This window comes from Tessaracoccus sp. MC1865, assembly GCF_017815535.1.
GTDB lineage: Bacteria > Actinomycetota > Actinomycetes > Propionibacteriales > Propionibacteriaceae > Arachnia.
On record NZ_CP072596.1, the window covers coordinates 2,998,052 to 3,016,950 of the forward strand.

14 protein-coding genes are annotated in these 18,899 nt (G+C 69.7%); 8 read left to right on the top strand and 6 right to left on the bottom strand.

Going from position 1 to position 18,899, the window contains the following annotated elements:
• The first annotated feature begins 15 nt into the window (after positions 1 to 15).
• Together J7D54_RS13945 and J7D54_RS13950 are read left to right on the top strand one after the other, a co-directional pair.
• Positions 16 to 8,457, top strand: coding sequence for a GH36-type glycosyl hydrolase domain-containing protein (locus J7D54_RS13945; RefSeq protein WP_182763127.1), 8,442 nt, complete (start codon positions 16 to 18; stop codon positions 8,455 to 8,457).
• Between the two features lie 69 nt (positions 8,458 to 8,526).
• Positions 8,527 to 9,537 carry a universal stress protein gene (locus J7D54_RS13950; protein ID WP_182763126.1) on the top strand — a complete coding sequence of 337 codons (1,011 nt, stop codon included), beginning with the start codon at positions 8,527 to 8,529 and terminating at the stop codon, positions 9,535 to 9,537.
• A 101-nt stretch (positions 9,538 to 9,638) separates the two neighbouring features.
• On the opposite strand, the gene J7D54_RS13955 is transcribed toward J7D54_RS13950, so the two are convergent.
• The 5 genes from J7D54_RS13955 to J7D54_RS13975 are packed head-to-tail and all read right to left on the bottom strand — an operon-like array spanning position 9,639 to position 14,039.
• Positions 9,639 to 10,496: an SDR family oxidoreductase gene (locus tag J7D54_RS13955; RefSeq protein ID WP_182763125.1), complete on the bottom strand. Its 858-nt coding sequence runs from the start codon at positions 10,494 to 10,496 to the stop codon at positions 9,639 to 9,641.
• A gap of 48 nt (positions 10,497 to 10,544) precedes the next feature.
• Entirely contained in the window at positions 10,545 to 11,174 is a 630-nt protein-coding gene (locus J7D54_RS13960) for a response regulator transcription factor (RefSeq protein ID WP_182763124.1), read from the bottom strand.
• Positions 11,171 to 12,391, bottom strand: a complete 1,221-nt coding sequence (locus tag J7D54_RS13965) for a sensor histidine kinase (protein ID WP_182763123.1) — start codon at positions 12,389 to 12,391, stop codon at positions 11,171 to 11,173. The genes J7D54_RS13960 and J7D54_RS13965 overlap by 4 nt, the downstream gene beginning before the upstream one ends.
• Positions 12,388 to 13,110: an ABC transporter permease gene (locus J7D54_RS13970; protein ID WP_182763122.1), complete on the bottom strand. Its 723-nt coding sequence runs from the start codon at positions 13,108 to 13,110 to the stop codon at positions 12,388 to 12,390. Before J7D54_RS13970 ends, J7D54_RS13965 begins: the two co-directional genes overlap by 4 nt.
• 26 nt (positions 13,111 to 13,136) lie before the next feature.
• On the bottom strand, positions 13,137 to 14,039 hold the full coding sequence (locus tag J7D54_RS13975; protein ID WP_182763121.1) for an ABC transporter ATP-binding protein: 903 nt from the start codon (positions 14,037 to 14,039) through the stop codon (positions 13,137 to 13,139).
• Between the two features lie 157 nt (positions 14,040 to 14,196).
• Between J7D54_RS13975 and J7D54_RS13980 the strand changes: the two genes are divergently transcribed.
• Genes J7D54_RS13980 through J7D54_RS13995 form a run of 4 tightly spaced genes read left to right on the top strand, consistent with a single transcriptional unit; the run spans position 14,197 to position 16,283 of the window.
• The gene (locus J7D54_RS13980; RefSeq protein ID WP_182763120.1) at positions 14,197 to 14,352 is read left to right on the top strand and encodes a hypothetical protein; all 156 of its coding nucleotides are present in this window, start codon (positions 14,197 to 14,199) and stop codon (positions 14,350 to 14,352) included.
• A gap of 25 nt (positions 14,353 to 14,377) precedes the next feature.
• Positions 14,378 to 15,172, top strand: a complete 795-nt coding sequence (locus J7D54_RS13985; protein WP_209455159.1) for a DUF4440 domain-containing protein — start codon at positions 14,378 to 14,380, stop codon at positions 15,170 to 15,172.
• Positions 15,169 to 15,705 (top strand): GNAT family N-acetyltransferase, encoded by a 537-nt coding sequence (locus J7D54_RS13990; RefSeq protein WP_182763119.1) that lies wholly within the window; start codon positions 15,169 to 15,171, stop codon positions 15,703 to 15,705. Before J7D54_RS13985 ends, J7D54_RS13990 begins: the two co-directional genes overlap by 4 nt.
• The gene (locus J7D54_RS13995) at positions 15,702 to 16,283 is read left to right on the top strand and encodes a 2-phosphosulfolactate phosphatase (RefSeq protein ID WP_182763118.1); all 582 of its coding nucleotides are present in this window, start codon (positions 15,702 to 15,704) and stop codon (positions 16,281 to 16,283) included. The genes J7D54_RS13990 and J7D54_RS13995 overlap by 4 nt, the downstream gene beginning before the upstream one ends.
• Here J7D54_RS13995 and J7D54_RS14000 read toward each other — a convergent pair.
• Positions 16,240 to 16,977 carry a TetR/AcrR family transcriptional regulator gene (locus J7D54_RS14000; RefSeq protein WP_182763117.1) on the bottom strand — a complete coding sequence of 246 codons (738 nt, stop codon included), beginning with the start codon at positions 16,975 to 16,977 and terminating at the stop codon, positions 16,240 to 16,242. The genes J7D54_RS13995 and J7D54_RS14000 overlap by 44 nt on opposite strands.
• Before the next feature lie 97 nt (positions 16,978 to 17,074).
• On the opposite strand from J7D54_RS14000, the gene J7D54_RS14005 reads away from it, so the two are divergent.
• Positions 17,075 to 18,028, top strand: coding sequence for an ATP-binding cassette domain-containing protein (locus J7D54_RS14005; RefSeq protein ID WP_182763116.1), 954 nt, complete (start codon positions 17,075 to 17,077; stop codon positions 18,026 to 18,028).
• On the top strand, positions 18,025 to 18,843 hold the full coding sequence (locus J7D54_RS14010) for an ABC transporter permease (RefSeq protein ID WP_182763115.1): 819 nt from the start codon (positions 18,025 to 18,027) through the stop codon (positions 18,841 to 18,843). The genes J7D54_RS14005 and J7D54_RS14010 overlap by 4 nt, the downstream gene beginning before the upstream one ends.
• Positions 18,844 to 18,899 lie beyond the last annotated feature (56 nt).

Here is an 18,899-nt window from a genome sequence, read left to right on the forward strand (position 1 = left end):
CCGAAGGGGGACGCTGTGATAACTGAACAGGGCAGCGCGACGACGCTTGGTCGCGCCCACGCGGAGGTACTGACCACCACGCGCAGGGGCAGTCCTGTCAACCTGCCGGCCCGTTTCCCCGAACTCCTTCGGACGCTACGCGCGGCCCGATCCGCGCTCTCCACCGATGGGGCGAAGACGCTCACGTCGGGGTCGGAGTGGTTCCTCGACAATTACTACCTGATCGAACAGGCCCTCGGCCAGGTGCGGCAGGACCTGCCTGCGGCCTACTACCGGGAGCTGCCCTGGCTGGCCAGGGAGGGTGACGCAACCTGCCCCCCGCGAACCCTCGCACTGGCCGAGGCCGTCCTCGGCGCCGACGAGCTCCAGCTCGATCCGGAGCAGCTGTTCGGCTTCGTGGATCTCTATCAACAGCACAGCGTCCTGACCCAGGGGGATGTGTGGGCGCTGCCCACCATGCTGCGGGTCGTGCTGCTCCAGGCGATCATCGGGGCCGCATCGCGACTCGCAGGGCTCCCCGCAGCGAGGAACGCGCCACCCGTCGCAGATCCGCCCCTAGGCGACGACGACGACATCATGGCCACCGCGGTGGTCAGCCTGCGCAAGCTCGACAGGTGGGACTGGAAGCCCGCCGCAGAACGGCTGAGCGTGGTGCATCGGATGCTCGTCGACGGCGACCCCACCGGCCATTACCCCGTTATGGACTACGAGAGCCGGAACCGCTACCGGACCGCGATCGAGAAGGCGGCACGCACGGCCAGCCGCTCCGAGGTCGAGGTGGCCCAGGCTGCCCTCGCCCTGGCCGCCGATTCCACCACCCCCCGCGAGCGCCACGTGGGCTACTTCCTCATCGACGCCGGCCGGCGGCGGCTGGAGACGACCGTCGGCGGCCGGCCCGGGCTCCGTGAGCGGATCCGCCGGGCGCTCCTCGGCAGGCCCACCGCCACCTACCTCGTCCCGATCCTGGTGATCACCACCGCCCTCGTGCTGGCCGCCGCCTTCTACTCGGGCACCCGGGCCGCGTGGGCCGCGGTCCCCGCCGCGATCCTGTCGCTCGTGCCCGCCTTGACGGCCGCGGTCCACCTCGTCAACTGGGCGTTCGGGCGTACCCTGCGTCCGCGGGTGCTGCCGAAGCTCGACTTCCGCGACGGCATCCCGACGGAGCACCGAACCCTGGTGGTGGTGCCCGGCCTCGTGTCCCGCCCGGCGGACGTCGACTCCCTCCTGGCCAACATCCGCGCCCACTACCTACGCAACCCGGATCCCGGCCTGGCCTTCGCCGCGGTCACCGATTTCCCGGACGCCAAGGAGCCCACCGCTCCAGGCGACGACGAAGTCCTCGCGCACGCTCAGCGCGCGCTCGCCGAACTGAACGCCGCAACCGCCGGCGCCCCCTTCCTCATCCTCCATCGGCGCCGGATGTGGAACGAGACCCAGAGGTCCTGGATGGGATGGGAACGCAAGCGCGGGAAGCTGCAGGAGCTGGACAGGCTGCTGCGCGGCGCCACCGACACGTCGTTCGAGCTGGTGGCCGGAGACCGCACCCTGCTGGACGGTGTGCGCTACGTCATCACGCTCGACGCCGACACCGTGCTCCCCCCTGACGCCGCCGGGCGGCTCGCGGGCACGCTGGCACATCCGCTGAACCAGGCCACGTTCGACGAGCGGGGACGGGTGGTGGCCGGCTACACCGTCCTGCAGCCGCGCGCCGAGACCGATCCCGTGAGCGCCAGCCGCTCCGCCTTCACGCGGGCGCTTGCCGGGGACTCCACCGTCGACCTCTACAACATGGCCGTCTCAGACGTCTACCAGGACCTCTTCGGCGAGGGCAACTACATGGGCAAGGGAATCTACGACGTGGATTCCTTCGAACGCAGCCTCGAGGGCCTCGTTCCCGAGAACGCCCTGCTCAGCCACGACCTGTTCGAGGGTGCGCAGGGGCGGGCGGGGCTGGTCAGCGACGTCACCGTCTACGAGGACTACCCCCCCAACTATCTGGTGGCCGCGTTGCGACTCAGCCGCTGGGTCCGGGGCGACTGGCAGCTGCTGCCCTGGCTGGGTTCGCGGGTGCCGACGGAGCGGGGTCACGCTCCCAACACCCTGCCGGTGGTCGCGCGCTGGAAGATGGCGGATAATCTGCGCCGCAGCCTCGTCCCGGCGTCCATCGTCGCGCTGCTGGCCTCCGGATGGCTGTGGCTGCCCGGGTCACCCTGGGCATGGACGCTCCTGGCACTGCTCGCCCCGGTCGTGGGCCTCGCGGCCGGCGTGGTGGGTGCACTGGCGACTGCCGCGTCCGCCCTGGTCCGTGGGGATCGGACGAGGCTGTGGAGGACGAGCGTTGCCCCACTGAGGCGGCAGTTCAGCAGGGCAGGGCTGCAGCTGGCGGGGCTGGCAGGCGACGCGGTCATCAGCCTCGAGGCGATCGTGCGCACCCTGTGGCGGATGAAGGTCTCGCGGCGCAACCTCCTCGAGTGGACGACGGCGGCCGGGGCCGTCGGCCTCGTGGGCAAGGACGTCCGGCTCACCACGGCGGTCCGCGCCGCTCTCCCCGCCACCCTGCTGACCCTCGCTCTCGGCGTCGCCGTCGTGCTCCTGCGCCCATCGGCGCTGCCGGCAGCGGCTCCATTCCTCGTTGCCTGGCTCGCGGCCCCGTTCATCCACTACCTGGTGGGCCGCCCGGACCGCTGGGTCAAGCCCAGCCTGACCGCCGCCGACGACCGGAAGCTACGCACCCTGACGCGCAGGACCTGGCTCTTCTACGAGCAGTTCGTGGGGCCCGAGGACAACTGGCTCCCGCCGGACAACTACCAGGAGGTGCCCCTCGGGATCGTCGCCCACCGCACCTCCCCCACCAACGTCGGGCTGTACTTCATCGCCGCGCTGGCCGCGCACGACCGCGGCTACCTCGGCACACAGAGTTTCGTGTCCGGCCTCCAATCGGGCTTCGACTCCCTGGACCGCATCGAGCACTATCGAGGCCATCCGGTGAACTGGGTGGACACCCGGAGCCTGGGCTCACTGCCCCCCAGCTACGTCTCGACGGTGGACAGCGGCAACCTCGCGGCCTGCCTCATCATCGTGGCCCAGGGGTGCGACGAACTGCCCGACGGCCCCGTCTGGCCCATCGCGGCCTGGGAGGGTCTGCGCGATGCCATCGCGCTGGTGAGCGACGGTGCCGCGGCTCTGGGCTCCGGCCAGCCGGCCCTCGTCGAGTACCTCGCTGGCCTGGACCGGCGGGTGGCCACGGTGGAGGCCGACCCGACGAGCTGGCTCGACGCCCTCCCTGCCCTCCTGGCCGACGTGCGGGCCAACGTCTCGCTGCTCCTGGCGGACCTGGTGGAGCATGGGCGCGGGTTGGATCCCGGAGCCGTCGCGGCCCTCCGCCTCCACGCCGGTCTCCTCCAACGTCACCTCGAGGCGCTCGCACGGGAGGCCGGTCTGGCACTTCCGTGGCTGTCGTCGCGACCGGATCCGGCCTGGGAGGACGCGCTCGGCCGCGGCCCGGCGGCCGTGGCCTGGCACCGTGTCCGCGAGGCTCTGCCTCTCGAGCTGACCTGGGCCGACCTGCCTCGGGCGAGCCGCGAGGCCGCCGCCGGTGCCCGCGACCTCGTCGCGGCGCTCTCCGACGCGCCTCCCCCGGCACGCGAGTGGGCGCTGGCGCTGACGGTGTCGCTCGATGAGGCGGCAGCGGCCGCCGACCGGACCTTGGACTCGTTGCAGGCCCTCGCCACCCGCGCCCGGGCGATGGTGGCCGACATGGACTTCGGCTTCCTCTACGACCGGGGACGCGGGGTGTTCCACATCGGCTTCAACATCAACTCCGGCCTCCTCGACGACAGCTACTACGATCTGCTGGCCTCCGAGTCGCGGATCGCCAGCCTGATCGCCATCGCCAAGCGCGACGTCCCGCAGGACCACTGGCTCCACCTGGGCCGCCCGATGACTCGGACGCTGGCGGGCGACTACTCGATCACGTCCTGGAGCGGGACGATGTTCGAGTACCTCATGCCCACCCTCATGGTGCCCACGCCGCGCGCGAGCCTGCTGGGCCACAGCTGCGCCGCGATCGTGGCCCACCACATCGCCTACGGCCGGAGGCGCGGTGTCCCGTGGGGCATCTCAGAGTCCGGCTTCTACGCCTTCGACGCGGCCTCCGGCTATCAGTACCGGGCGTTCGGGGTGCCGGGTGCGGGGCTCACCCGCGGGCTCGCCGATGACCTGGTGGTGGCCCCCTACGCCAGCGTTCTGGGCCTGCCCTACGACCCGTCGGCCGTCGTGGAGAACCTTGACCGGTTGGAGGCACTGGGCGCCCTCGGTCGCTACGGGATGTACGAGGCGGTGGACTTCACCCCGTCCAGGGTGCCGCTGGGCCATGACTTCGGCATCGTCCGGTCCCACATGGCTCATCACCAGGGCATGATCATGCTCGCCCTGGCGGCCCACCTCGACGGGCGGCGGATGGTGAGGCGGTTCGCGCGCGAGCCGTTCACTGCGGCCATCAGCCTGCTCCTGGCCGAGCAGGTGCCGGAGGGCGGCAGCCTCCGACTGCCCACGCCGGAACCCGCGGACGACGGAGGCTCCGACGGTGGTGCCGGGAACGACGCGGCGGGGGCCGTGCCCACCGCGCCGTGGACCGTCGGCCCGCCGCAGGGGCAGACGGTGGCCGTGCACTGCCTCTCCAACGGCCGCTACACGGTGCTGCTGACCGACAGCGGCGCCGGCCACAGCACCCACGAGGGTGTCGCGCTGACCCGCTGGCGCGCCGACGAGGCGCTGGACGACAGCGGATCCTGGCTCTATCTGCAGGATCTGACCAGCGGGACGCTGTGGTCCGCGGCGGCCCGTCCGTGCGGGCCCGTGCCGGCGGAGACCGTCTTCAGCGCCTCACGGGCGGAGTACCGGCAGGGACACGCCGGCATCCACAGCCACCTCGACATCACGGTCGCCGCCCGCGACGACGTCGAGATCCGGATGCTCGACGTGCGCAACGAGTCCGCCGAGTCCCGCCGGCTCGGGCTGACCAGCTTCGCGGAGGTCGCGCTGGCCCCGGCAGGCGACGACCAGCGACATCCCGCGTTCAGCCGGCTCTTCGTCGAGGCGGAGGACCTGCCCGACCTGCCCGGGCTGCTGCTGCGGCGCAGGCCGCGCTCGGCCGAGGAGACGGAGCGGTTCGTCGTCCACTTCCTGGTCCGCGGGCCCGAGCCTGAGGGCGCCGAGTGGGGCCGGGTGCGCTCCACCAGCGACCGGGCCAGGTTCCTCGGGCGGCACCGGACCCCCGCACGCCCCCGGGCCCTCGACCATCGCACTGGGTGGTGGCGGGGCTTGGAGGAGTTCCCCGAGGCGCCCCTGGACCCCGCGGTGGCGCTGGGGCAGGAGGTCTTTCTGGAAGCCCACGGACGCGTCCGATTGGCCGTGGTCACCGCCTTCGCGGCGAGCCGTGAGGAGGCCCTCCACCTCGCCGACCGTTACCGGGTGTGGGCACACCTCGAGCACGCCGCTGGCGTCGCGGCGGCCCACGCTCAGCGCGAGCTGCGCGAACTCGGCTTCGCCGGCGGCGATCTGGCGCACACCCAGCGGCTGCTGGGCCTGCTCCTCTTCCCACCGTCGGGCCTGAGGGTCGCCGGCCCCGAGGCGGCCGGACCTGGTGAGGCCCTGGGCGCGCTGTGGGGGCTGGGTATCTCCGGTGACCTGCCCATCGTCTACCTCGGCATCGCGGACGACGGCGACCTGGCCCTCCTGGAACAACTGCTGCGCGCCCAGTCCTACTGGCGACGCCGCGGCATCGAGGTGGATCTCGCTGTCGTCGACGAGGAACCCACCGGCTATGCGGCCGACGTGCGCGACTCGGCGCTCGCTCTGGTCGGCCGGCTGGGCGCCGACCGCTGGCTGGGCCGTCGCGGCGGCGTGTTCATGCTCAACCGCGACCACGTGGGCGGCCACGCGCTCGAGTGGCTTCGCCATGCCGCACGTGTGGTGTTCGACGCGGGCCAAGGCGACCTTCCCGCCCGGCTTGGACGCCTGATGGGCCCCGCGCCCGCCGCGCTGCCACCGTTCGATCCTCGACCCGGGGACCAGACGAGCAGCATGTTGTCCGCCGCCGCCGGCCCATCGGTGGTCCGCCCCACCGGGCTCTCGTTCGACAACGGTCTGGGCGGCTTCGACGCCGACGCGCGGGAGTACCAGATCTTCCTCCCGCCGGGCGTGACCACACCTGCGCCCTGGTCCAACGTGATCGCCACGCCCGACGTCGGATGCCTGGCCACAGAGGCTGGCCTGGGCGCCGCCTGGTCGGTCAACAGCGGGGAGAACCGGCTGGTCGCCTGGCGCAACGACCCGCTGGCTGACCAGGCGTCCCACGCCGTGTACGTGCGCGACGAGGAGACGGGGGCCTTCTGGTCGACGACCCCGCAACCAGCGGGCGGCGAGCGACCCACCCTGGTGCGCCACGGCCTCGGGTACACCGCCTACGAGTACTCCAGCCATGCGCTGCGGCTGACCACCACAGTGTTCGCCAGCCCAGATCCGGCGGCCGTGGTGGTGCGGGTGCACGTGGCCAACGTGGCGGACCGTCCCCGCCGCATTACGCTCACCTACTTCGCCGACCTGGTGCTGGGTGGCACCCACGAAACGACGCGACATCACGTGACGGCCCGGTACGACGAGGCCACCGGCGCCATCACTGCCCGGAACCCGTTCCACACCGACCTGGCGGACCGTGTGGCGTGGGTGGCCACCACGCACCCGCTGCACGGGTGGACGGCCGATCGTAGAGGGTTCATCGGGCGCATGGGCAGCCTGGCGAGCCCGGCCGGTCTGTCCCTGATCGGGCTGTCGCGGCGCGACGGGCCCGGGGTGGACCCGTGCGCGGTGCTCCAGGTGCACCTCAGCCTCGCGCCCGGCGGATCGGACGAGGTGGCGTTCCTGCTCGGGCAGGCCGACTCGTCGGAGGCTGCGACCGAGGCCATCGCACGGCTACGCGTACCAGGGGCGATCGACGCGACGCACGCCGAGGTCGGCCGGCTGTGGGCCGGGGCGCTCGGTGGCGTGAGGGTGGAGACGCCGGACCCGGCCATGGATCTGCTCCTCAACACCTGGCTGCCGTACCAGACCCTGTCCGCACGGCTCTGGGGGCGCACCGGGTTCTACCAGTCCAGCGGCGCCTACGGCTTCCGCGACCAACTGCAGGACGTCATGGCGGTGCTGTGGTCCAGGCCGGATCTCGCCCGGGAGCACCTGCTGCGGGCCGCTGCCCATCAGTTCGAGGACGGCGACGTCCTGCACTGGTGGCACCCGCCCACCGGCCGCGGTGTCCGCACACGCATCTCCGACGACCTGCTGTGGCTGCCGTACGTGACCGCGAACTACGTCCGCGCCACGGGTGACGTCGACGTCCTCCGGGAGAGCGTGCCCTTCCTGCGGGGCGACCCCCTAGCCGCCCACGAAGCCGAACGGTACGACTCGTTCCGGGTGTCCCACGGCGAGGGCGACCTGCTCGAGCACTGCCGCAGGGCGGTGCGGCGCGGGATCACCTCCGGCGCCCACGGGCTACCCCTCATGGGCACCGGGGACTGGAACGACGGCATGAACCGGGTGGGAGCAGAGGGTCGCGGCGAGAGCGTCTGGTTGGGCTGGTTCGGCGGCGCGGCCAGCCGCGAGTTCGCGTATCTCTGCGAGCGCGCGGGGCACGCGGACGAGGCCACCGCCCACCGGGCCCGGGCGGACGAGCTGTTCGCCGCCGTCGAGGCCCACGGGTGGGACGGCCGGTGGTACCTGCGAGCGTTCTACGACGACGGGCACCCGCTCGGCTCGGCGGGCGAGGCAGAGGCGCGGATCGACTCGATCGCGCAGAGCTGGGCGCTGCTCTCGGGCGCGCCCAGAAGCGACCGGACGACCACCGCCCTGGCGTCCGCCGTCGAGAACCTGGTGCGGTGGGAGGACCGGTTGGCATTGTTGCTGACCCCGCCGTTCGAGCACACCCCCGACGACCCCGGTTACATCAAGGGCTACCTGCCCGGAATCAGGGAAAACGGCGGCCAGTACACGCACGCGGCCGCCTGGCTTGCGTGGGCTGCAGCCGAGGCGGGTGACGGCGACACCGCGCACCGGTTGTTCGACCTCATCAGCCCCGTCCGCCGCACGGCCGACGCCGACGGGGTGGCCAGATACCTGGCCGAGCCCTACGTGCTGGCCGCCGACGTGTACAGCCGCGAGCCGCACGTGGGCAGGGCCGGCTGGACCTGGTACACGGGATCCAGCTCCTGGCTCTACCGGGTGGGGGTGGAGGCCATCCTGGGCCTCTCCTGGGACGGCAACACGCTCCGCGTCGCCCCTCAGTTGCCGCGCGACTGGGACGGGTACCGCGCCACCGTGCGTCGCAGTGGGCGGCGCATCGACGTGACGGTCCGACGCGACGGCGACGGGTGGAAGGTGGAGCAGGATGAGCAGACCGATGACTAACAGGCAACGGCCCCGGACCGACGACGGCGCCAGGCGTACGATGGCAAACACTCCACGACAGGGGGCACTATGTTCGAGCGCGTACTAGCTCCGTTGGACGGTTCTGCCCTGGCCGCCAGCGTCCTTCCGCATGTGGCCAGGATCGCTCCCGCGGGTTCGCAGACGCTGCTGCTTCGAGTTCTCGAACAGAACGTCGAGGCCACTCTGAGCGATCCCCTCGAGTGGCGCATGCGCCGCGACGTCGCAGAGGTCTACCTCGACGACGTCGCGCGGCGGATCGGCTTGGACACGGAGTTGCATCCCGTCTCCCGCGTGGAGGAGGGCTGCGCTGCGGACCGCATCCTGGCGGTGGCGCGCGAGTGGGACGCCCAGTTGATCGCCCTGTGCAGCCACGGGGCGGGGGGCCTGAACGCGTGGAACCTCAACTCTGTGGCGTTCAAGGTGGCACAGCGGACCGGCACGTCCCTGCTGCTCGTGCGCGGCTACCAGTTCAGCTCAGACTCACCCGATGAGACGCTGGCCTCCGAGTCGTACCGACGCATCCTGGTGCCCATGGACGGGTCTCTGCGGGCGGAGCACGTGCTGGGCGCGGCAGATGCCATCGCCTCCGGGACAGGTGCGACGATCGTGCTGGCCCATGTGGTGCAGCCGCCCAGGTACATCCATCGACGCAGCGAGAGCGTGGTCGAGTCGATCGTCGACGGGGCCATCAACCAGTTCATCTCCGAGGCGCAGTCCTATCTGGATGAGGTGGCCTCAGGGCTGCAGTCGCCCACCGAGGTGCGGGTGCTCCGCGACCGTGACCCCGCGGCCGCACTGCACGCGTTGGCCGCCGACGAGGGGGTGGACCTGGTTCTGGTCAGCGCGCACGGACAGTCCGGGCAGCGCTACTGGCCCCACGGCGGACTCGCCACCAGCTTCATCCTCCACGGCACGACCACCTTGCTGGTGTTGCAGGACGTGCCATGGGACGACCTCCTGCCCAGTCAGGCGGAGATGTCCGCCAGCCGGCCCCCAGCCCCGGGCCAGCGCGCCACGGGAACCCTCCCCGGCCAGACCGGACCCGTCCCGGTCGCCTGATCATCGGGCGCGGGATCAAGGACCCGTTGCCCGCCATCACGCGCTCATGACGTTCCAGGAACGTTCCACGGGAAGGTGGCACCGTCCGGAGCATCCGTCGATCAGAAGACGGGGCGGCCCCCGGTGACACCGAGGACGGTGCCTGAGACGTAGCTCGCCTCGTCGGAGGCCAGGAACACGAACGCCGCCGCCACCTCGATGGGGTGCCCGGCCCGGCCGAGCGGGACGTCGGAGCCGAAGCCCTCCACTTTCTTGGCGTTCATGGTCGCGGGGATCAAGGGCGTCCAGATGGGGCCGGGCGCGACGGCGTTGACGCGGGTGTTTTGCCCGCCGAGCTCGGAGGCCATGTTGACGGCCATGTTGTTCAGCGCCGCCTTGGTGGCCGCGTAGTCGAGGAGGTTCTCCGACGGGTCGAAGGCCTGGATCGACGTCGTGATGATGATCGAACCGTCCTTCAACTCATCCGCCAGCGCCTTGGCTAGCCAGAAGGGCCCGAACACGTTGGTCTGGAACGTCCGCTCCACCTGCTCGTCCGGGAACTCGGTCATGTCCTCGTGCGTCATCTGGTAGGCCGCGTTGGCGACGAGGATGTCGACGCCGCCGAGGAGTTGCACGGCCTTGGCGGCGAGTTCCTTGTTGCTCTGGGCGTCCCTCAGGTCGCTGGCGACGGACTCACCCGTGCGGCCCTGGGCGCGGATCAGCTCGACGGTGTCGCGGGCGTCGTCCTCCTCTTGGGGGAGGTGGGAGATCACGACGTCGGCGCCCTCCTTCGCGAACGCGATGGCTACGGCGCGGCCGATGCCGGAGTCGCCACCGGTGATCAGGGCCCGCTTGCCCACGAGACGCTCACGCCCGATCCACGACGTCTCGCCGTGGTCTGGCTGTGGGTTCAGGTCGGCCGTGCGGCCGGGCCATTCCTGCTGCTGCGAGGGGATGCTGGTCAGGTCTGCTCGTTCCATCGTCCCTGTCTACCAGCCGTCGGGGCCAAGCAAAAGGGCTAGCGGGAGTCACAAGAGGCCGCGTTCGTAGGCGACGCGGACGGCCGAGGCGCGGTCGCCGACGCCCAACTTCTCGAAGACGTGTGCCAAGTGGGCCTTCACCGTTGCCTCGCTGACGTGCATCCGGATGGCGACGCCACGGTTCGTGTGGCCGGCCGCCATGAGCTTCAGGGCGTCCAGTTCTCGTTCGGTCAGCGATTGCTCGCTCGCCCGCCCAGCCAGCACCGCGAGGGCCTCGCTCGTCAGCACCGGCTTGCCCTGAGCCAGGTCTTCGACCGCGCGGACGAGTTCGGCGCGGCGTGCGTCCTTGAGCAGGTAGCCGTCCGCGCCGGCCTCCATGGCTCTGCGGACGTCGCGCTCGGCGTGATAGGTGGTCAGCACCAGGATCCGGGGGCGGGTTGCGTTCGCAGCCCTGAGCCGGCCGATGGCGTCGACGCCGTCGCCTCCGGCCATCCGCAGGTCCATGAGGACGACATCGGGATCGGCCGCGGTGATCACGACGACGGCCTCCGCTCCGTCGCCTGCTTCCCCGACCACGTCGATGCCGGGTTCGGCGGCGAACATGCTGACCAGTCCGCCCCGCACGACGGGGTGGTCGTCGACGATGACCACCTTGATGGGGGTCTGTTGTCCATTCATCGCGGTACGACAACACTCATGGTGCAGCCGCCTCCTTCCGTGGTCTCGATGTCGAGCGTGCCGCCGATGTTGGCGATGCGCTGGTGGATGCCGTTGAGGCCATGGCCAGTGCGCCCCTGCTGCGGATCGAAACCGCAGCCGTCGTCGGAGATATCCAAACAGAGCGCGGTGGGCGTGTAGTTCAACCGGACGTCGACACGGGTGGCTCCGGAATGGCGCGCCACGTTGGACAGTGCCTCCTGGCACACCCGCACCAGGTCACCATCGTGGGGCGTCCGGAATCCGGCGCCCTCGGTGCTGAAGAAGGCGTCGGTCCCCGTGAGTTTCGACCAGCCGGCGGTCAGGGTGGACAAGGCAGTGGGAAGGTCGGCACCGTCCAGCAGTGGGGAGGCCAGCGCCCCGACGGCGCGTCTGGCCTCCGTCAGGCTGTCGCGTGCCGTCTGATCGGCCTGCTCCAGAATGTCACGCGCCCCGGTGAGTGAGGTCGCCGCGGAGGCCGCCTCGATCTGCCTCAGCAGCCCGATCAGGCCCTGGGCCACCGTGTCGTGGATCTCGCGAGACAGCCTCTGGCGCTCCTCCAGGACACCGGAATCCCGTGCCTGGTCAAGCAACTGGGCCTGCAGCTCCTCGTTCACCTGTTTGGCCGACTCGAGTTCAGCGAGGGCATTCTGCAGGCGGGTCACCGTCAGTTGGCGATGTCGATCCACCCGAACCATGACCACGGCCAAGCCACCGTTGGCGACCAGCAGGAACGCAAACAACCATGGCCGCTGCAGCGCGCCGCTGGGTCCACCCGTCTGAGCCAGCGCATTCAGGGACCCGGCCGCCACCAACGCCCACGCCTGCGAAGTCCCCGAGAACACGACCACGGCATCCAGGTAACCGACGAAGGCGTACAGGCCGTAGAGCGAACTGAGGCTGATCAGCGCCAGGGTGAGCCCCAGGTTGAACACGAACCCGATGATGCGCGCTCGAGGCCCGGCGCAGCGCAGTTGCCACCACACCCGGAAGCACACCGCGAACGACGTTGCCGCGATCACCCAGGGTAGGCGCTCCGCGGTGGCCTCCCCACCTATCGCGAGGGTGCCCAGGAACGAAAGTCCGAGCAGGAGGTACGGCACGAAGGCCATCACCCGGTGGAGGCCGGCGTCGTCCGGCGTCGACCCAGCAACTGCGCCGAGCGGACCATCCGTCGCCGACCGGCCCGGCACGGTCACGGCGCCTCCAGCCGGAAGGTGCGTGCCGCGATCCCGAAGCCGATCAGGGCCCACGCCACCATGACGACCACCGCGAACGGCTCGGGCCATCGCCCATTCATGGCGTCCAGCATCCCGCCGGCAGCGGCTCCACCCGGCGTCAGGTCAGAGATGACCTGCAGGACGGGGGGAAAGACCGCGCGAGGCATCCACATGCCGGCGGCAAACCACATGCAAGCGGCCACGAAACCGCCGATTCCTGCGCCGATCCGCGAGGTGCGCGCGATGCCACACAGGAGCGCGCCGATGGCAAGGAACGAGATGATGGCCAACGCGGTGGTCAGGGCAAAGGCAGCCAGGTTCGCCGGCAGCGGCAGCCCGAGTGCCGTGGGCACTGCCACCATCAGGATCGCCATCGCCGCGCTGATCCCGAGCACCAGCACGACGACCGCGGCGAGCAGGAGCCACGCGGGGACTGGGGTGGTGCGCAGCCGGCGCAGGACCCCGAACTCGCGGTACTGGGTCACGACCGTGGGCAGCACCTGGAGCGCGAGCGCCGAGGCCGTGAACAGGATCAGCACCGGCTGGTAGACCTGGGCAAAGCTCATGCCGCCCAGGAACCCCTGCGGTGCGGCCACCCGGGGCACCAACGGCGTGACGACGGCGGCGATGAAGGGCAACACGACCGCCCAGATGACCGGCGCTGGCTCCCGGCCCAGCAACCGGACCTCGTTGGCCAACAACGAAGTGAATGTCGCTAGGCGGTTCATCGGAGGCCTCCCTTCTGCGTGAGGCTGACATAGGCATCGTCCAACGAGGGGGCGTTGACCCTGAGCCCTTCGAACCGGACCCCTGCCCTGGCCAGGTGACTCAACACTTCCACGGGGCTCGTCGCGCTGCCCCGCACCGTGACCTCCCCAGCGCTGAGCGCCACCTCGACCACGGACGCCAGATCACCGACACCGGCAAGGTCGCCGTCGATGAGGGTGAACGTCGTCACCGTCTGGCCTCCACTATGCGCCAACTCCGCGGGCGTGTCGAGAGCAGTGATGCGCCCATCGTCGATGATCGCCACCCGGTCGCACAGGAACTGGGCCTCCTCCATCGAATGGGTGACCAACATGATGGTGACCCCGACGTCGGAGAGATCCTTCAGGAACGCCCAGATCTCACGACGCGCTCCCGGATCCAGCCCGGTGGTCAGTTCATCCAGGATGGCGATGCGGGGATTGCCCACCAGGGCCAGCGCCACCGACAACCGCTGTTGCTGGCCACCCGAAAGGTGCTCGAAGCGGGTGTCCGCCTGGGCCTCCAGGCCGAAGCGTGCCAGCAACTCGTCCGTCGGGCGAGCGGTCCGGTAGAAGGTGCGATACAGGTCGATCGCCTCGCGGACGGTGGTCTTGGCCGGCTGCCGCGACTCCTGCAGCTGCATACCGAGCAACTCGCGGAACGCGCGTTGCTCGAGAGACGGGTCGAACCCGGCCACGCGGATGAACCCGGAATCGGGTCTGCGCAGACCGCCGATCATCTCGACGGTCGTGGTCTTCCCCGCACCGTTGGGGCCCAAGATGCCGAACACCTCCCCCTCACTGACGGAGAAGTTGATGCCTTGGACCACCGGCCGGCCCGAGTACTGTTTGCGCAGGTCACGCACTTCAATGAGTTCCATGGCGCCAGCCTCCACCGCGGGCCACGATTTCGGATCGGCCGAGCCGCCATCCCCGACTGGCCGAACGGATGAGTCGTCTGGTTCACGGTCCGATCGGCCAGCATCGCCTAGCCCACCGGCCGATGGAGATCGCCTCCGGAAGACGCAGAGTTGGCCCATGCCCAAGAACAGGAAGACCCTGACCCGCCCACGCCCAGAATCCCTGCTCACACTGCTCACCAAGCTCAGGGATCACACGCCAGCACCCACTCGCGAGCAGCGAGGGTTCGACTACGAGCTGCACCGGTTCCAATCATTGCGTCCGCTGCGCTGAGCCACCACCCATACAGGAGCCATCCATGACCACCGATTCCGCCGACCTTTCCGCGCAGATGCAAAGCGTGCTCGACGCGTGGGCCGCGGCCATCGTCGCCAATGACCCGGAACGCATCGCCTCCTTCGCTGAGCCGGAGTGGGTGCTGGTCACCCCCGAAGCCGGGGCCGTCAGCTTGGCCGCCTTCTGCGCGGCCGTCGCCTCTGGTGACCTGAGCCACGAAGCCATGGAGTTCACCCTGCTTGACGCCCAGCAACACGGCGATGTCGTCGTCGTTCGGGCGCATGGCACCAACTGCGGCACCTTCCGCGGGGCACCATTCCACGCCGACGAATGGGTCACGGAGGTCTTCATCCGTGCCAACGAAATCTGGCGTTGCGCCGCATCGGCGCTCACCCCCCGATCACCCGACGCGTCGGCCCCTCGTCCAACGATGACGCCCTACCTCTGCGTCCATGACAGCTGGCGCGCGATCGAGTGGTACACCCAAACCTTCGGGGCCCGCCTGGTGCAACGGCCGCTCGTGAGGCCGGACGGACGCGTCGGACAAGCAGAGGTGGCAATTGGCGACGCGGGCATCATCATGCTGAGTGACCCCTTCCCCGAACTGGGGGTGGAGCCCCCGTTGCCCGGGCATGGCGCCACGGTCACCTTGCACCTGACGATCGAGGACGTCGATGCTGTCACCGCCGGCGCGTCATCGGCAGGGGCCGTGATCGAACGCGGGCCGGAGCCGAGCAGTCATGGACGGGTCGCCGTCCTACGCGACCCTCACGGACACCGCTGGATGCTCAACGAGCCAGCGGAGGAACTGCCATGAGGCCAGACCAGCCCACCCAGGTGGAACTGGTCCGCGTCGATGCGGAAGTGTTGGCAGAGCTCGTCACCGCGGCGACCATCGGCGCCGATCCTCTCGACGTCACGCCACCCTCCCTGGGCGAAGGCTGGACAACAGAGCGCCTCGATTGGCTGCGGGCCTACCACACCGAGTGCTTCCCCGGGTTCGAAGGTGGCGCGGACGAGGAACCCTGCGCCATCCGACTGGACGGCCACGTCGTCGGAGCATCCAGACTGCGACGCACCACACCCAACGATCCCAGCGAGCTCGAGTGGGGAATCTGGTTGGTCAAGCGAGCCCGCGGTCTGGGACTGGCCCGTGTGGTCTTGCGGCTGGCCGCGAACCGGGCAGTGCTGTCAGGCGCCAGCACCCTCGTCGCCCGCACCACCATCGGCAACGAGCCCGCGCTACGAGTCCTTCAGCGAGCCAACGCCACCATCGACCACAGCGCCGATGGCACGGTGTTCGCCAGACTCGAACTGAGCACACATCCCGACCATGGGTTCGGCGCATGAACGCCCACGCCCGGGTTGAACCGAATCGGCCACCCACAATCGAGACCCTGCATGTCAACGAACTGGGTAGCCTCGGTGACGACGCTTCCTTCGACGCGGCGGTGATCATCGACGTGATCCGGGCGTTCACGACTGCCCCGTGGATCCTTCTGCGTGGCGCGTCCCGGCTATTCCTGGCCCGCGACGCTGAGTCTGCAGTGCGCGAAGGAGACCTTCTGTATCCAAACGCCCTGCTGGTGCCCACCGAGGGTGACGAGGACGTCGCACTCGCCGAGTACCTCACCGTGGCGCTGAGCACGAACCGAGCGCCTCATCCCGGCCCCTTCCTCGAGCGGGTCGAAAGGTCGCCTGCGGGCATCGAATGCCGCGACCGCGGAACCGACACCCGCTTCCCCGGGGTCGACCCTGACGACCTGGCGCGCTGCCTGGAGATCGACGCCTACGACCAGGCACTCCTGGTGGAAGAAGCCGGCGAGCTCCTCGCCCTCAGTGGTCGCCTGCGCCATCAGCCCCGGGCAGGACCGTACGAGCGAATCAGCCGCTGCGCTCTATCAGGGCCTCGATGCCGTCGAGGATGACCCGGAGCCCGAACTCATAGGCGAGAGCGGGGTCCACGGTGGCGCCGTAGGTCTGCCCAGCCATCTCCCCAACGCGCGCGGCGTGGGGAAAGCGGTCCGCGCTCATGAGGCTGGCCAGCACGGGACCTGCCCGCCGCCACCAGTCCTCATCACCGCCGCCGGCCGTGCCCTGGGCGGCAACCGACATCTGCCGAGCGTTGGACCAGACATGGTTCAGGACCAGACTCAATGCCTGGTCGATCGCCACCTCGTCGAGCCCAGTGCCCACCAGTGGACGCAACTCCGCGTCGTACTTGGCGATGACGCCAGGCCCCAACGGAGGCCGGGACACGTCGACATCGACCAGCCACGGGTGTCGTGTCAGCAATGCCCAGTTGGTGGCCGCTACTTCCGCCAGGCCCTCCCTCCAAGACAGCACCTGGCCGCTGTAAATGACCTCGGCGAACACGTGATCGACCATGAGGTCGATCAACTCGGCCCTTCCCGGCACGTAGGAATAGAGGGTCATGGCCCCCACGCCCAGGCGTTGCGCAAGGCGGCGGATGGTCAGTTGGCCCACTCCTGCATCGTCGGCGAGGGCAACGCCTGCCTCGACCACCGAGTCCAGGCTCATACCCGTGCGGCCTGTTCGGCCCCCCTGCCCCCACAGCAGCGGGATGACCCGCGTGGGTTCGCCCTCGCCCGTGCGCTCCATATCGCCATCACCTCTCCCAGTTCTCGCAGGGTACCCTCGCTTGCGCTGTCGTACAGTGTACGATACGTTGTACGTCCGACTGTTTGAGAGGTGATTCATGGAGATGGCCATCGAAGCGGATTCCGTGGGGAGACTGTTCGGATCAGGTGCCGATGCCGTCGGGCTCCGCGAGCTCGACCTCGCGGTGCCACCTGGCAGTGTCGTGGCCCTGCTGGGACACAACGGCGCAGGGAAGACCACGGCCGTGCGAGGTTTGGCGACGCTGCTGGAGTTTGACCGTGGTCAGGCGCGGGTCGCGGGATTCAGTGTCCGGTCCCAGCCCCAGGAGGTGCGCCAGCGGATCTCGCTGGTGGGCCAGATGGCCGCCGTCGACGAACACCTCAGCGCCACGGACAACCTGGTGCTGTTCGGTCGACTCCGCGGGTTGAACCGGACGCAGGCCAGCACCCGTGCCGTGGATCTCCTCGACCAGTTCGGGCTCGCTGAGGCGAGGGGCCGTCCGGTGCGCGGATTCTCCGGCGGCATGCGCCGTCGACTCGACGTGGCGGCCAGCATCATCACCCGTCCGGAAGTGCTGTTCGTGGACGAGCCCACCACGGGTCTCGATCCGGCCGCACGCAGGGACCTGTGGCAGACGCTGCGCGGCCTGGTCGCGGAAGGCACGACGATCCTGCTCACGACCCAGTATCTTGAGGAGGCCGACGCACTGGCCGACCACATCGTGTTGTTGGCCCATGGAGCGGTCATCGCCGAAGGCACCTCGGACGCCCTGAAGGATGCCTTGGGCCAGTCCAGGATCACGTTGCGCTTCGCGACCCACGACCAAGCGCGCGCAGCCCTGCCGCTGCTGTCTTCCATCAGCGATGGCGCACGGCTCGACCACGACGCGACGCTCGTGCTGGACACCGACCGCAACGAAGACCTGCTGGCATCGCTGCGCGTACTGAGCGGTCACGGCGTCGCTCCGGTGGAGGCGTCCTTGCGCAAACCATCACTCGACGATGTTTTCTTGACCATGACCGGGAACCCGACACCCAAGGAATCGACATGAGTGCATCCGCATCCCTCGCGACCGTGCCCACCCGACCCGGGGTGCTGGCCACGGCAAGCATCCTGGCTGGTCGCATCATCCGCGGGTGGCGCACGGAGGCGGGCCCGGTCATCATCGCCTGGCTGTTCCCCATCTTGGTCACGCTGTTGTTCCTCGGCCTGTTCGGTGGGGCACTCCAGATGCCCTCAGGTGAGCGATACGTCGACTTCCTGATGCCCGGCATGCTCGCCGTGACCATGCTCTTCGGCCTGGAGTCCACCACCCTGACGGCGGCCGCCGACGCTGCACGCGGCATCAATGATCGGTTGCGCTCGCTGCCCATCAACGCGTCGGCCATCGTGTTGGGCAAGTGTCTGGCCGATCTGACGAACTCCTTGATCGGGCTGCTCGTCATGGCCGGCTTCGGTTTCGTCCTCGGTTGGCGTCCCCAAGTGGGCCCCGTCGACGCGCTGCTGGCGCTCGGTTTGCTCATGCTGCTGCGTTTCGCCTTGCTGTGGATCGGCATCTTTATCGGGTACCGGGCCCGTTCCGTCGAATCCGTCGCCTACGTCCAGATCCTGGTGTGGCCCGTCGCATTCCTGTCCAGCGTCTTCGTCGACCCGGGAACCATGCCGGCCTGGCTCGGAGCCATCGCAGAAGTCAACCCGATCTCCGCGACCGCCACCACGTTGCGCGGCCTGCTGGGCACCACGAGCTGGTCCGCGCACCTGGTACCCGCCACGGTGTCGGCCCTGCTCTCGGTGGGCTGGCCGCTCATCCTGACCGCCATCTTCCTGCCGTTGGCTGCCCGCAGCTTTAGGTCAGGACGCACATGAGCGCCGATGTCCAAGGGTCACTAGATCATCGATGTGCGCACGCGTCACACTCCAGA

Excerpts from the sequence above, each read along its gene's own strand:
- J7D54_RS13950 (WP_182763126.1), top strand. The coding sequence starts at position 8,527 with ATGTTCGAGCGCGTACTAGCTCCGTTGGACGGTTCTGCCCTGGCCGCC.
- J7D54_RS13955 (WP_182763125.1), bottom strand. The coding sequence starts at position 10,496 with ATGGAACGAGCAGACCTGACCAGCATCCCCTCGCAGCAGCAGGAATGG.
- J7D54_RS13960 (WP_182763124.1), bottom strand. The coding sequence starts at position 11,174 with ATGAATGGACAACAGACCCCCATCAAGGTGGTCATCGTCGACGACCAC.
- J7D54_RS13975 (WP_182763121.1), bottom strand. The coding sequence starts at position 14,039 with ATGGAACTCATTGAAGTGCGTGACCTGCGCAAACAGTACTCGGGCCGG.
- J7D54_RS13980 (WP_182763120.1), top strand. The coding sequence starts at position 14,197 with ATGCCCAAGAACAGGAAGACCCTGACCCGCCCACGCCCAGAATCCCTG.
- J7D54_RS13985 (WP_209455159.1), top strand. The coding sequence starts at position 14,378 with ATGACCACCGATTCCGCCGACCTTTCCGCGCAGATGCAAAGCGTGCTC.
- J7D54_RS13990 (WP_182763119.1), top strand. The coding sequence starts at position 15,169 with ATGAGGCCAGACCAGCCCACCCAGGTGGAACTGGTCCGCGTCGATGCG.
- J7D54_RS13995 (WP_182763118.1), top strand. The coding sequence starts at position 15,702 with ATGAACGCCCACGCCCGGGTTGAACCGAATCGGCCACCCACAATCGAG.
- J7D54_RS14000 (WP_182763117.1), bottom strand. The coding sequence starts at position 16,977 with ATGGAGCGCACGGGCGAGGGCGAACCCACGCGGGTCATCCCGCTGCTG.
- J7D54_RS14005 (WP_182763116.1), top strand. The coding sequence starts at position 17,075 with ATGGAGATGGCCATCGAAGCGGATTCCGTGGGGAGACTGTTCGGATCA.
- J7D54_RS14010 (WP_182763115.1), top strand. The coding sequence starts at position 18,025 with ATGAGTGCATCCGCATCCCTCGCGACCGTGCCCACCCGACCCGGGGTG.